A 13,897-nucleotide genomic window follows, 5' to 3' on the forward strand; every position below is an offset into this window, starting at 1 on the left:
AGCGCATTCGTTTTGTCGGGGAAGTCCAGAGGGGGCGGCAGCCCCCTTTGCTCCATTACAAAAAATGGCGTTTCTGCTGCAGGAATAAATCGGCCAGCACCAATGCAGCCATGCTCTCTACGATCACGGGAGCGCGTACGGCCACGCAGGGGTCATGACGTCCGCGGGCGGCCAAGGTCCCGTTTTCGCCACCACGGCCCGCAGTCTTCTGTTCCTGGCTGATGGTTGCGGTAGGCTTGAAAGCCACCTTGCAGTAGATAGGTTCGCCGTTGCTGATACCGCCCAGGGAACCGCCAGCGTTGTTGGTCCTGGTGTGGTAGGAGTTTCCGTCGAAGAAAAGTTCGTCGTTATGTTCGCTTCCATGCATGCGGGCGGCAGCAAAACCGCTACCGATTTCAAAGCCCTTGCTTGCAGGGATGGAAAGCATTGCCTGCGCGAGAAGTGCGTCCAGACGGTCGAACACCGGTTCACCGAGAGCGACAGGCGGGTTCTTCACCAGCAGGCAGACAGTTCCGCCTACGCTGTCCATGTTCTCACGGGCGGAAAGAACCGCCTGCTCCATTTTTGCACTTGCGGCAGGATCCGGGCAGCGCACGGGGGAAGCTTCAATCTGGTCCAAAGTCAGTTCGTCCAGGTTCAGGGGGCCGCAGTCCACTTCGCCGATGGAGTTGACCCAGGCCATGATTTCGGTACCGGCCACCTGCTTCAAAAGCTTCTTTGCTACAGCGCCAGCGGCGACGCGGCCGATGGTTTCGCGGGCGGAACTACGTCCACCGCCACGATAATCCCTGAAACCGTACTTCAGGTCGTAGCACAGGTCTGCATGGCCCGGACGGTACCACTTCTGGATTTCGGAATAGTCATGACTACGCTGGTCTTCGTTGAAAACAGCGAAAGAAATGGGCGTACCTGTGGTTTTTCCTTCAAAAACGCCAGAAAGGATCTTTACCTGGTCCTTTTCGTCGCGGGGGGTGGTCATCTTGTTCTGGCCAGGGCGGCGACGGTTCAGTTCTGCCTGAACGTCTTCTTCGGTGAGGGGGAGGCCTGCAGGGCAGCCGTCCAGGACGGAACCTACACCTGCACCATGGGATTCACCCCAGGTCGTGACGGAAAAAATCTTACCAAAAGTGCTAGACATGCTACAAAATATAGATAAAAGCAGTTTTTTACAAAAAAAATTGCTTGAGTCACTCGTCTTTTAACAAAAGTTTACTATCTTTTACAATGGTTTTTAGGAGATACCGTGCGTAGAGTAAACCTTATCATAATGGTTTTGGTGATGCTTCTGTCTACAGAAGTATTCGCACGTCGTACTCCCGAACATACCCAGGACTTCGCAGGCATTGCCTTTGGCTCCTCCCGCGAGACCGTTATCGAAGAAGTCATGAAGATGGGTTACCAGCCTTACGGACAGTCCGGCAAGGAAGGTGAACGCGTGGTCGTCCCCATTTTCAAGTTCGGCGAACTGCCGGTCCAGGTAGACTTCATCTTCAACAGCAACGAAAAGTTCTGTTCCTTCGAAATCCGTACTGGCCGTGTAGAGCGCGCCCGTATGAGCAAGGCCTTCGAAGCTGTGGAATACATGTCCGACCAGTTTACCCTCAAGTACGGCAAGCCCAACAGCAATCCCCGCATTGACGAGGATTCCCACCTGAAGGAAGGCGTCCGTAATTTCTTCCTGGAATGGCTGTCCGTTTCCACCCTGGATATTAATACTGCCGTTGTCCAGCTGGAAGGTCGCTACTTCGCTGTCGGTACTGTTACCCATCGCGTTCTTACCAACGAAAAGCAGAAGGGTTCCGCCCCCGCCAAGGCAAAGACTTCCAACGCCCCGGTGTTCTAGAAGCCTTCATCTTTCCCAGGTTTTAGCAAGTGGTTTCGCCACTTGTTTTTTTTATATAGGCTTGGCCACTTGCCTATTATATACGGAACGAAGTATGCTGCCGGGTTTCAAGGGGCCGGCTTTATTGTTGCCGTGGGGTTTTGAATTTTTCCGTGAAATTCGTCTTGTCTTAGGATATATTAAGTAGGTAGTTTATTACGGTCGTAAAAGAGTCCAAAATTTTTTCAAAAACCTATTGACAATTATTTGTAATTATTATAAATTTGTAATTGTTACAAATAACAAGGCGAGAACGCCGTCTCGAATTAACCCGCGCGAAGGTTTTATGGCAAATAGGCATCGCGCTTAACCTCGGCTAGAGCCGAAGGAGAATGATTATGAAGGTTTGGAAGTGCAAGGTCTGCGGTTATATCCACATGGGTGAAGAAGCTCCGGATGAATGCCCCCTCTGCAAGGCAAAGAAGGCTGCATTCGTGCTTCAGGGTGAATCCGCTCCCGCAGCAGCAGCTGCCGGTGCCAAGGTGGTAAAGACCGTCTTCGCTGACGAACATAAGGTGGGTATCGCCCAGGGTCTCGATCCGGAAGTGGTCCAGGGTCTCCGCGAAAACTTCAACGGTGAATGCTGCGAAGTGGGTATGTATCTTGCCATGAGCCGTCAGGCCGACCGCGAAGGCTACCCGGAAGTTGCCGAAGCCTACAAGCGCATCGCTTTCGAAGAAGCTGAACACGCTGCAAAGTTTGCAGAACTCCTGGGTGAAGTGGTCCACGCCGATACCAAGTTGAACCTCCAGCTCCGCGTGGCTGCAGAAGCTGGCGCTACCGAAGGCAAGCTTGCTCTTGCTAAGCGCGCCAAGGAACTGAACTACGACGCTATCCATGACACCGTCCACGAAATGTGCAAGGACGAAGCCCGTCACGGTGGCGCCTTCGAAGGTCTCCTGAACCGCTACTTCAACAAGTAACTGTTAACCATCGAGGTGGGTTATGAAAGACTCCGTAGCAATTCTCACGAGACACAAGATTCGCCCCTCCGTCCAGAGGGTCAGTGTGCTCCATTACCTGCGGGGAGTCAAGACCCACCCTACGGTGGATACCATCTACCAGGCTCTCCTTCAGGAAAATCCCGGCATGTCCAGGACTACGGTCTACAACACGCTGGAACTCCTGAGGGACAACGGCATCGTGACGGCTCTGGACTTCGGGGAAGGTTACCTGCGCTATGACGCGCAGAGAATTCCCCATAGCCACTTCCTCTGCGACCGCTGCGGAAAGGTTTACGATATCATGACTCCGCCCCCTAACTGTCTGGGACTTCTACCCACGGGTTTTGCCCTCAAGCGGACTCAACTCAGTATGGGCGGCATCTGCGCCGAGTGCATGCAGGCTCCCGCTACAACGGAATCCGAACAGAAGGAGTTGGACGAAGCGGCCGCCTCGAAGCGTCTGTCCGAAGTGATGTACTAAATCTTGATTGCCGGACATTGTCTGCGTCCAAAATCTGTGAAAGAAAAATCCGTCGGGTAAAACCGGCGGATTTTTTGTTGCTTTAGGGCTAAAATTGCGGGAAATCGCGAATTGCTAGTACGAAAATCAGATATTCTCAAAATTCATACTACAAAAGCGGGGCTTATGGTGGTCTACACTAGTACAAATTTCCCCTAATGAGTGAATTCATACTAGTGTTGTCCTTGCAGGAGAGGTATCCTGCTGAAAATCGTAGTATGAAAACGCTTTTTTGCGGAAATTCATCCTACTGTTGCAGCCCCCTTACGTCTTATTATGCCTTCAGTTTGTCCAGGGCGTCGTTGGAGCCGATGACGAACAGCACGTCGTTTTCCTTAAGGATGTAGTCTGCGATGTTACCGATTTTCGGGGTGGGTTCCAGCGGGTCGCGGATGGCGATCACCTGGATGCCGTACTTGTGGGTAAGGTTCAGTTCCTTCAGGGTCTTGTCCCAGAAAGCTGCAGGGCAGGCCAGTTCCACGATGGAGTAACCGTCCATAAAGGGCAGGTAGTCCACCATGTTGGGGCGGTTCAGGCGTTCTGCCAGAGAAATTGCCATGTCTCGTTCCGGATGGAAGATGTCCGCAACGCCCAGCTTTTCCAGGATGGTGGTATGGGCGGGGCTACTGGACTTGGCGATAATGTGCTTGACGCCCAGTTCACGAAGGTTCAGAACCGTCAGGAGGGAAGCCTGCAGGTCTTCGCCGATACAGCAGATCACGCTGTCCACCTTTGCTAGCGGCAGGGACTGAAGCTGCTTCTTGCGGGTGCCGTCGGCAACGACTGCCTGGGCAACCTGGTTGGAAATATCTTGAATCTTTTCGGGACTGGGGTCCACCACCATGACGTCGTGACCAAGGGCGGTCAGGTGACGTGCCAGAAAGTAGCCTGTATTACCCAGGCCGATCACTACAAATTGTTTTGAAGCCATGTATCAAAGATACAAAATATGGGCGAGCCTCTAGAGGCTGTCGAAGGCAGATGACTTGCTGAGGCTCCTGTAAATCTTGGCATTATTGGGCTTTTCACCCTTGATGCAACGAACAGAATTGGCCTGATCCTTGTAAAAACCCTTCTTTTTCCATCCACCTAGGGACTCGTAGGTGAAAAAGAAGGCGTAATCGGCGTAATCCGGGTCCTGGTCCGCGGTCCAGAAGACGGCCGTGTAGTCGTAAGCGTAAAAATCCCCGTTAAAGGCTCTGAAACCGCCCCTGACCTCAAAGGAGGGTTCTACATGGATGATCTTGTCCAGCTCGTTAGCTGTGGGGAGACGCCATCCCTCGGGACAGGCCCTCTTGGCCATTTCCCAGGTGTAAAGTCTGCCAGTCTTGAGACAGGTGCGGTCGTTGTTCTCGAAGCAGACGCTGGGCACTTTACGGATGTTCATGTTCTGCGTCATCCATAAGTTTCCTTTAATCCACTTGACTTTGTAAACCTTGTTATCGCGGGGGTCCGTGATGGTTCCTTCCAGCTTGTTAAGATCGGAACCGTCGTCGGTTCTTTTGATCGCAAGCTTTTCCTGTGCCGCGATGGAATCTCGTTTTGCCTTTTCTATAGCTTCTCGGCGGGCTTGTTTTTCTGCCTTGGTCTCAAGGGGGCTTTCATCCCAGGGGGAGGCCAGCGCGTTCACCGCTGAAATCAGCAAAACCGCAAGAAGCAAACTCAATCTTATGTGCATCATTCTACCTAACCCCTAGCCCCTAATTAACCCACCATGATGTCTTCTTCGGCGTACCACATGCCGTCGTCCTTGTTGGTTGCCACGGCGGAAATCAGGAACAGGGGGCCCATACGACCAATGAACATGACGGAGCAAATCAGGATTTTTCCCGGGATGGACAGATCCGGGGTGATTCCCATGGAAAGCCCGCAGGTGCTGTAGGCGCTGACCACTTCGAAAAGGATGGTCAGGAAGTTGGATTGCTCGATGGAGTTACCATTGGCCTCGGTCTGGAGCAAAATCAGGGTGGCGGCAACGATGACCACGATAGCTACCACAAAGATTCGGACAGCCTTATCCACCGTGGTTTCCGGAATGGTTCGGCCGAGAATCTGGGTTTTCTTGCGGCCCAGCAGGCGGTTGAACCCCAGGAGGGCGATCACGGCGGTGGTGGTCGTCTTGATACCGCCGCCACAGCTACCGGGGTTGGCGCCAATCAGCATGATCACGATAAAGAAGAACAGGCTGCCGATACTCAGGGCGGGAACGTCCACGTTGTTGAGGCCGGCGGTACGGCTGGTAAAGGCCATGAACACGCTGGACTGGACCTTTTCCCCGAAGGTGAGGCCTGCGAAGACGTTGCTCCATTCGCTAAAGATAAAGAAGGCGATACTGACACCGACGATAATCAAGGTAAAGGTAGTGGCGATTCTAGTATGGAGGGAGACCTTCTGGAAGGAGCGCTTCTTGAAGTCGAACACGTAGCGGGCTTCCGTAATGGCCAGAAAGCCGAAACCGCCGGCCAGAGCCAGCACGCAGGTGGTGATGTTCGCCACCGGATTCAGCTGGAAACGGACCATGGAGTCCGGGAACAGGGTGAAGCCCACGTTACAGAAGGAACTGATGGCCTGGAAAATGCTGGCGAAGATACGGTCGTACAGGGAATACTCTTCCAGGACGAATTCGTTGAACTGGGTAAAGTACATGACCGCGCCAATAGCTTCCAGCCCGAACATGAAGGGCAGCACTGCCTTAAGGATTCGGGCGGCGTCCACGTTACCTTCCTGGGTGTAGTTGGCTAACAGGGCGGACTGATGGTTGAATCCCGGGTGCATACCTGCCAACAGGATGATTACCGTAGAAATCGTCATGATACCCAGACCGCCTGCCTGCATGAGGATCACCAGGATCCAGTTGCCGAAGGCGTTAAAACTGCTACTAATATCAATAGTGGAAAGTCCCGTCACACAGACTGCGGAGGTTGCCGTAAAGAAGGCGTCCAGAATACCGATGTGTTCGCGCTGGGCGAAGGGCATGGACAGCAGAAAAGCTCCGAGGGAGATCAGGGCCAGGTAACCTGCCACAATCATCACGATGGGGTTACCGGACTTTTTCTTCTTCTCGACGGTCTTTTCGACATAGTCGAATGCTTCATATCTTGAGCGTAACATGGGGCCAAAGATAGAAATTTTGGACCATTCAATAGTCTTGCCGTTGCCCCTGCCTTAAGCTAAATTTGGGCGCGTTATGAAGAATTTGCGCGCTATTTTGATGCCCATAGCCATTATTTTGGGCATTTTGCTGCCTCAGGCCGGCGTTCTTTCGCCGACTTTGCCCTTCCAGATCGGAGCCATGATGCTCCTGACCTTTATCGGGAAGGTGCCGCCCCAGGAACACGGTGTGACCTTCAAGATCGAGGTCCGGGCCTTTATCGCCAGCATGCTCCTGCTTGCCCTTCTGTGGGGCGCTGTGGAAATTTTCGGTCTGCCCCGCGATGTTCTTCTGGGTGGCGCCATCATCTGCCTTTGCCCGCCGGCCAACGCGGCCCCTGCCATGGCCAAGATGCTGGGTGGAAACCCGGTGCTTGCCCTGAAGATCTTTTTGTGCGGGCACCTGGTGGCCTGCTTCAGCATTCCTATTATATATGGCTACCTGACGGGCTCCGAGGCGGGCTTTGCAGAAATCGCCCTCCGTATTTTCAATTCCATCCAGCCGATTATTTCTATCCCGCTGGCCATTGCCTTGGGCGTTCGCAGTTTCTACCCCGAGGTGGCTGACAAGGTGGCGAAATTTTCTAAGTACACCATCTTCATCTGGACCTTCAGCGTTTTCGTGATTTTGGCAAAGGCCAGCCACGACGTTCGCGAAATGGGTTTTGCCGACCTGTGGAACAGCGGTACCTTGCCCTTGCTTGCAGTGGTCGCGTTGGTCATTTGCATTTTGCAGTTTGTGTTGGGCTGGTTCTGCGATAAGAAACATCCCATTGAAAGTTCCCAGAGTATGGGACAAAAGAATACAACGCTTGTGATTTGGATTGCAAGCCTGTATGCCGGCCCCGTGGCAGCCATTGCCCCCACCTGCTATGTGGTGTGGCAGAACCTTGTGCTCAGCTACATGAGCGCAAGAGTCAAGCCCAAGAAGTAGATTGCTCCTGTTATTTAGTAGAGCAAGTCACGTAGTTCAAAATAATTCCGTGCCTGAAAGCCCTGGAGTCGGTTACATAGGTCACCTTTGCTTCGCAGGAATAACCTGAATAGGTGAACCTTGCGTTATTGATGGTTCCGCAGGTATAGGTGCCGGAAGGTGCGTTGGCGTAGGAGGAATTGGTTCCGCCCAATGTTTTGTACTCGCAGCCCTTTCCGTCGTTGCTATGGTTAAATGTCCAACCCTTCATGAGCAATTTCGATTGCAAGGATTCAAAATCCATGCTGACAACATCCATACCATCAATGGAAGCGTCGGAGGCGGATGCTTCCATCTTGTTGTAGACGATTTTGTTGTTGATGTAGTTGCTGCTGAGGATTCCGGTGAAATAATATTTGACGATATCCTTTGCGCTGGTAACTGTGGTGCTACTGCCGACGGTACTGCTGCTTCCAAGGCTGGTTCCGCTTCTCTTAGAAAATACAGCGTTGAAATCGTAACCGGTTTCATTAGGTGTCAGCCACATATGGAATATGACGGTATAGTTATCGCCATAATATTTCCGGTACATATACTTTTCTGAATTTTTTCCAATAAGTTCGTCTGCCGGAATTTTGTCTGCAGTCAATTCATCGAAATACCATGATTTAAGATACTGGTAGTAATCGTTTATTTTGACTTGAAGGCTGCTGTAGGGAATGTGGGTGATGCAAACATCGTTTCCTTGATCGACCCATTGGAGATCTGTTGTAAATATGGTCTGAAAACCTTCGGGTTGCGGCAGTAAAGATTTAGACAAATCTTTACAGGAGGAGCCACCTGCGTCGGAAGAAGGACCGGAGCTGGAGTCGGAAGAACAGGCTGACAAAACAGCGGCGACGAGCAGGCAGAGGATTTTCTTCATGGGTATAGCTCCTTTCAAGGGGACAAGTTTTTCTGATACTTACCTAATGTAACTTTTTTTTAGCAAAACGTTTCGGGTTAAATGCCTTTTTAAGGGATTTAGTACTATTTTCACGTCTTTTGCTAAATTGAGGGCATGACCCACGCAGAACTTGTCAAGAAGCTTTTTGAAAATCAGGACCTGAAGTACAAGGAATTCCACCTGCCCTTGGTGCCGGGGGTTTCCAGTGATTCCCTTATCGGGGTGAGAGTTCCTGTGCTGCGAAAGCTGGCCAAGGAATTTTTTGGTACTGCTAAAACATTGGGCAAGTCGCAGACAGGGACCGCGCGGACCGTTGGTGGGTCCGTCGCCAAGTTCATGGACACGCTTCCCCACAAGTACTTTGAGGAAAACCATATCCATTCCATGCTGCTGGAGCACATCAAGGATTTTGACGAGTGCCTTGCCCGTACGGAGCAGTTTTTGCCCTACATTGACAACTGGGCCATTTGCGATGGGAAAAAGCCTCGCGCCCTGCTGAAGGATGTTCCGCAATTTCTGAAACGCATTCAGGAGTGGGTCAAGTCGGACCACCCTTATGTGGTGCGGTTCGACATCAACATGCTGATGGATTTGTTCCTGGATGACCGCTACGACCCGAAGTTTTTGAAGTGGGTGGCCGCTGTGGATACGGCCAAGTTCAAGTCGCTGCCGGAAGGGGCTCCAAGTGAGCCGGCTGCGGTGATGGCGCCGAACCCGAGGGTGGCTGCGGCAACCCCTGCGGGCGTTACGCTTGCAAATCCCGAATACTATGTGCAGATGGAAGTGGCCTGGTATTTCGCTACCGCACTTGCGAAACATTGGGACGACGCCTTGCCTTACATTGAAAAGCGTAAGCTGGATCCGTGGACCCATAACAAGGCCATCCAGAAATCTATCGAAAGCTTCCGCGTGACCGACGAGCACAAGGCCTATTTGCGTACGCTGAAGGTTTAAATTGCCACGATTTGATGCCAATTTTTGATTTTTGTGTCACTGAATTGAAAAAAAAGTTTGTTTAGTGATAAAAATTTTGAATAAAGTAACTAAAATTTAGCCTATGTCACGGGAATTATGTCACTAAAAGAACCGAACGGCTGATTTGGTGACAATTTGAGTTGGCGTAAACTCTTAAAAATGTTAGTTTGATTTTGTACAACATAATATTTTTGTTACTAACTTTAAAAAAAGAGCCTTTTGGTGACAAAAAATATCCAAAAAGCTTGCTGCGCGTTCTGAATAGCTACATTTGAGAATCATGCCCTCCAATCTGCAGTCAAGAATCCTTCATCTGCCGGCGTCGACGGCCAACAACCGGATGCGTAAACGTAAATTTCCGCCAAGTCCGCATCGAGCATCACCTTTACCCCGCGGATGGTATATATCCGCGACTTGAGCAAATCCTCGTCTATCAGGGAAAATCCGGGCTTTTTCGGCGCGACGGCCTCGGCCGCACTGGCCGCACCAGTTTGTCAATAGGCCCGCGCGATATTCTGAAAATTATTTTGGTGGGGGAAGTCTCCCCCTCGCTCTAACCGCCTTCGGCGTTTTTCGCTACCCCTTCTAGCGGGGACACCCCGCAACGCCCCGACTGCAAAAATAAACGAGATTTGCCTCGGAAACCTTGAAATTGCCATCTTTTGTCTTCAAAAAGGGTATATTTCCCTTGTATGTCAATCAAGTTCATTTCTCCTAAAAAGTCCGTCAATTCCGCGTTCCTCAAGCTCCCTGTTTCCGTCGAAAAGATGGAGGATTTCAAGCTTTCGCTCAAGAATCTTTATAGCAAGCGGAACGCAGCGCAGGACGAAGAATACCACAAGGGCGAAATCTGGAATTTTTTACGCAAGATTTTTGAACCTGATTATTCGGTGCAGGTCAACCGCCCGATAGACCTTGCAATTTTTAACGGGAATACGGCAAGTGCAAAGCCGGCGGTGATTATCGAAGCGAAGTCGCCGACGAATGTTGCGGAAATGTTTTCGGCGGAGCACCCGAACGTAAAATCGTTGCAGGAACTCGTCTATTACTTTATGCTGGAATACGTGCAATCGGGCAATCACGAAATCAAGTGGCTCGCCATCACGAATTTTGACGAATGGTATTTCTTCGACGTAAAAGACTTTATCCGCTATTTTGGGAACAAGACGAAACCGATATACGATCAGTTCCTAAAATTCAAGGCGAATCAGATGAGCGGCAACAAGACCTCCGATTTCTACAACGAAATCGCGAAACCCGCCATCGACGACTTCCTCGCCTCCTGCGACATCAACGTCGTGCATTTCAGCCTTGCAGATGCTTGCAAGAACGTCATTGCGAGTCCCGGATCAAAGTCCGGGATAAACTCCACGAAGCAATCTAATGCAGCGTGTCATCCTGAGCGGAGCGTAAGCGGAGTCGAAGGATCTAAAAAGCTCCTCCCCCTTTACAAATTCCTCTCCCCGGAAACTCTCCTTGCCAAGCCTTTCGCAAACGACAGCAACAGCCTTGACCGCAATTTTTATGCGGAACTCTTGCACATCATCGGCCTCGAAGAAGTAAAAGAAGACAAGGGCGGCAAGAAAGTCATCCGACGCAAGAACCCCGCAAATCGCGACAAGGCGAGCCTCCTCGAAAGTGCCATCTACCAGCTTGAAGACGATTTCCCGAACAAGGAAGAATGCGAGGCGATGGCACTCCGTCTCTGCATCACATGGGTGAACCGCCTGCTGTTCCTGAAACTTGTCGAATCGCAAATCCTCATGTATCAAAAGGGCGATGCATCGTACCGGTTCATGAGTACAGACAAAATAGCGAACTTCGACGAACTGAATATTTTCTTTTTCAAGGTACTCGGCAAGAAAATCGAGGATCGCGACGAAGACGTACTCAAGCGTTACCCGAACGTCCCTTACCTGAACAGTTCACTTTTTGAGCCGACCGAAGATGAAAAGCACTTGAAAATCCGAGGCATTCCCGATGCCCAGATGGAAATTTTCAACAAGACTGTCCTGAAGGACGAACGCGGCAAACGTGCGAAAGGCACTCTCCCGAATCTGGATTACATCTTCAAGTTTCTCGATGCGTATAACTTTGCAAGCGATGCCCAAGGCGGTGTGACCTCTACGAGCAAGACGCTCATCAACGCGTCGGTTCTCGGACTCATCTTCGAAAAAATCAACGGCTACAAAGACGGCAGTTTCTTTACGCCGGGGTTCATCACCGACTATATGGCCCGCGATGTGCTGGAACGGACCGTGGTGCAGAAGTTCAACGAGAAAAAGTCCTGGAAATGCGAAAATTTGGAAGATGTCTCGGACAAGATTGAGGACATTTCAGAAGCGAATGAAATTGTCGATGACATCCGCGTTGCCGATGTCGCCGTAGGTTCTGGACATTTCTTGGTGTCGGCCCTTAATCGCCTGCTTGCAATCAAATCGGAATTGAACATTTTGTGCGATGCGGACGGCAAACGCATCAAACGTCGCGACCTGATTTTGAAAGTAGATAACGATGAACTTTCTGTTGTTGATGACGAGGGCGAACCGTTTGAATACAAGCCGGGCAACGAAGAAAGCCAGCGGTATCAAGAAGCTTTGTTCAACGAGAAACGTCGCATTATCGAGAATTGCCTTTTCGGCGTTGACCTGAACCCCAATAGCGTGAATATCTGCCGTTTGCGCCTTTGGATTGAACTTTTGAAGAACGCCTACTACACCAAGGAAAGTGACTACAAACAACTTCAGACACTCCCGAACATCGACATCAATATCAAAGTCGGCGATTCGTTACTGAGCAAATACCCCGTGCAGAACGGGCATGTCGTTTTGGACTTTTTGCAGAAAGAAGACAAGGCCGACAAGAAAAACGGACTCGCCGCGAAACTCAAGGAATACAGGAAAAACGTTCAGGATTACAAGGCGGGCGGAACGAGCTACAACAAACAACAGCTTCGCCTGAACATTGCTGGTCTCAAGTCGCAACTCAAGGAGCCGCCCAGCATCGACCTCTTCGGAAACGTAGTCAAGAACAACGATATTGATTTTTCCAACTCGCTTGAATGGATGTTCGAATTCCCAGAAATCCTCGACGACGAAGGCCGCTTTACGGGCTTCGACGCCATCATCGGAAACCCGCCGTATGTGCAACTCCAGAGCATGGGCGAGATGAGCGACGTTTACAGCAAACGGGATTACAGTTGCTACAACAAATCCGCAGACCTTTACTGCCTCTTTGTGGAACGCGCCTACAGCCTGCTGAAAAAGAACGGATATTTTTCGTTCATCATGCCGAACAAGTGGATGCTTGTGGATTACGGCAAGGAACTGCGGCAATTCATGAGCCAAACATCGCTCAAAAAAATTCTCAATTTTGGCGATGTCCAGTTCTTTGCCGATGCGACCATTTACGTGTGCATATTCGTATCGCAAAAGTCCGGCGACAAGATGCCTGTTTTGGCGTGCTCGCTGAACAGCAAGAACTATCACGGCGAATTTGAAAAAGAAGTCAAGGCGGCGACATTCGAGTTCTCGGCAGAAAATTTCGGAGCAAGCGAATGGAGTATCCGCAACAAACTCCACGATTCCGTATTGCAGAAAATGAATGTCGGCACGGCTCTGAAAGATATGCCGATTTCCATTAATTACGGCATCAAGACCGGATTCAACGACGCATTCTTTATAGATGGAAAGACGAGAGAAAAACTCATTGCCGAAGACCCCAAGAGCGAAGAACTCATAAAGCCCCTGCTTCGTGGCCGAGACATTAACGCATGGGTGACGGAAAGCGATCAGTATCTAATCAATCCGCATAACGGAATAAAAGAAAGGAACATTGCGCCCATCAATATTGATGAATATCCTGCAATAAAAAAGCATCTTGATCAATTTATAGATAAGCTGGTTAAACGTGGGGATAAAGGCGCGACTCCATACAATTTACGCAATTGTGCCTATTTGGAAGAATTTGCCAAACCGAAAATCATGTATCCGAACATGACCTCGGTATTCCCGTTTACCTATGACGAATTTGGCTCCCTTAGCAATGACAAATCTTTTATCATTACGGAAAAGGACAATTCGCAGAATTTGCCAAAGGGAACGGAAGACGTCATTGCGAGCGAAGCGAAGCAATCCAATGCGGAATGTCACCCTGGAGCCGAAGGCGATAGGGCCCACTTACTAAAAGCCCTCCTCGCCATATTCAATTCCAACCTCGTCAAACTCTGGATATGGTATAACTGCCCCGAACTCATGGGCGGCACCCGCGAAATCCGCAAAGTCTATTTCGAAAACTTCCGCATCCCCCTAGACAACGCGGAACTCCTGCAACAACTCGCCACCCTCGCCGACCAAATCATCGCCGCTAAAAAGCAGGCTTCGTGTCATCCTGAGCGGACCCTGGAGCCGAAGGCGATAGGGGAAGTCGAAGGATCCAGTGAAGTAAGTGACGAAGCAATCCAAAGGAATATCGCCACCCTCGAAACACAAGTCAACACTCTCGTCTATCAACTCTACGGCATCACCGATGCTGAAGAAATTGAAGCCGTGGAGAAGAGGTGAATGAA

General features: G+C 50.6%; 11 protein-coding genes. 6 read left to right on the top strand and 5 right to left on the bottom strand.

Annotation, left to right across the window (positions count from 1 at the left end):
- Positions 1 to 55 precede the first annotated feature (55 nt).
- Positions 56 to 1,138 (bottom strand): chorismate synthase, encoded by a 1,083-nt coding sequence (gene aroC, locus BGX12_RS01895; protein WP_109734407.1) that lies wholly within the window; start codon positions 1,136 to 1,138, stop codon positions 56 to 58.
- A 105-nt stretch (positions 1,139 to 1,243) separates the two neighbouring features.
- Between aroC and BGX12_RS01900 the strand changes: the two genes are divergently transcribed.
- The 3 genes from BGX12_RS01900 (at position 1,244) to BGX12_RS01910 (ending at position 3,307) form a co-directional block, all read left to right on the top strand.
- On the top strand, positions 1,244 to 1,843 hold the full coding sequence (locus tag BGX12_RS01900) for a hypothetical protein (protein WP_199220721.1): 600 nt from the start codon (positions 1,244 to 1,246) through the stop codon (positions 1,841 to 1,843).
- Between the two features lie 371 nt (positions 1,844 to 2,214).
- The gene (locus BGX12_RS01905; protein ID WP_370245215.1) at positions 2,215 to 2,805 is read left to right on the top strand and encodes an NADH peroxidase; all 591 of its coding nucleotides are present in this window, start codon (positions 2,215 to 2,217) and stop codon (positions 2,803 to 2,805) included.
- Positions 2,806 to 2,827: 22 nt separating this feature from the next.
- The gene (locus BGX12_RS01910; protein WP_109734408.1) at positions 2,828 to 3,307 is read left to right on the top strand and encodes a Fur family transcriptional regulator; all 480 of its coding nucleotides are present in this window, start codon (positions 2,828 to 2,830) and stop codon (positions 3,305 to 3,307) included.
- Between the two features lie 313 nt (positions 3,308 to 3,620).
- Here BGX12_RS01910 and BGX12_RS01915 read toward each other — a convergent pair whose 3' ends face one another.
- The 3 genes from BGX12_RS01915 to BGX12_RS01925 are packed head-to-tail and all read right to left on the bottom strand — an operon-like array spanning position 3,621 to position 6,457.
- Complete coding sequence (locus BGX12_RS01915) at positions 3,621 to 4,277, bottom strand: TrkA family potassium uptake protein (RefSeq protein ID WP_109734409.1); 657 nt, start codon at positions 4,275 to 4,277, stop codon at positions 3,621 to 3,623.
- Positions 4,278 to 4,307: 30 nt separating this feature from the next.
- Positions 4,308 to 5,027, bottom strand: a complete 720-nt coding sequence (locus BGX12_RS01920) for an FISUMP domain-containing protein (protein WP_109734410.1) — start codon at positions 5,025 to 5,027, stop codon at positions 4,308 to 4,310.
- A gap of 23 nt (positions 5,028 to 5,050) precedes the next feature.
- Positions 5,051 to 6,457 carry a TrkH family potassium uptake protein gene (locus BGX12_RS01925; protein WP_109734411.1) on the bottom strand — a complete coding sequence of 469 codons (1,407 nt, stop codon included), beginning with the start codon at positions 6,455 to 6,457 and terminating at the stop codon, positions 5,051 to 5,053.
- Positions 6,458 to 6,533: 76 nt separating this feature from the next.
- Here BGX12_RS01925 and BGX12_RS01930 point away from each other — a divergent pair, with 76 nt between their 5' ends.
- On the top strand, positions 6,534 to 7,430 hold the full coding sequence (locus BGX12_RS01930) for a hypothetical protein (protein WP_109734412.1): 897 nt from the start codon (positions 6,534 to 6,536) through the stop codon (positions 7,428 to 7,430).
- A gap of 10 nt (positions 7,431 to 7,440) precedes the next feature.
- On the opposite strand, the gene BGX12_RS01935 is transcribed toward BGX12_RS01930, so the two are convergent.
- Complete coding sequence (locus BGX12_RS01935; protein WP_109734413.1) at positions 7,441 to 8,334, bottom strand: hypothetical protein; 894 nt, start codon at positions 8,332 to 8,334, stop codon at positions 7,441 to 7,443.
- A gap of 135 nt (positions 8,335 to 8,469) precedes the next feature.
- Between BGX12_RS01935 and BGX12_RS01940 the strand changes: the two genes are divergently transcribed.
- Positions 8,470 to 9,309 (top strand): DNA alkylation repair protein, encoded by an 840-nt coding sequence (locus tag BGX12_RS01940; protein WP_109734414.1) that lies wholly within the window; start codon positions 8,470 to 8,472, stop codon positions 9,307 to 9,309.
- 713 nt (positions 9,310 to 10,022) lie between these two features.
- Complete coding sequence (locus BGX12_RS01950; RefSeq protein WP_109734415.1) at positions 10,023 to 13,892, top strand: Eco57I restriction-modification methylase domain-containing protein; 3,870 nt, start codon at positions 10,023 to 10,025, stop codon at positions 13,890 to 13,892.
- Positions 13,893 to 13,897: the final 5 nt, after the last annotated feature.

Source organism: Fibrobacter sp. UWR4, from assembly GCF_003149045.1.
Lineage (GTDB): Bacteria > Fibrobacterota > Fibrobacteria > Fibrobacterales > Fibrobacteraceae > Fibrobacter.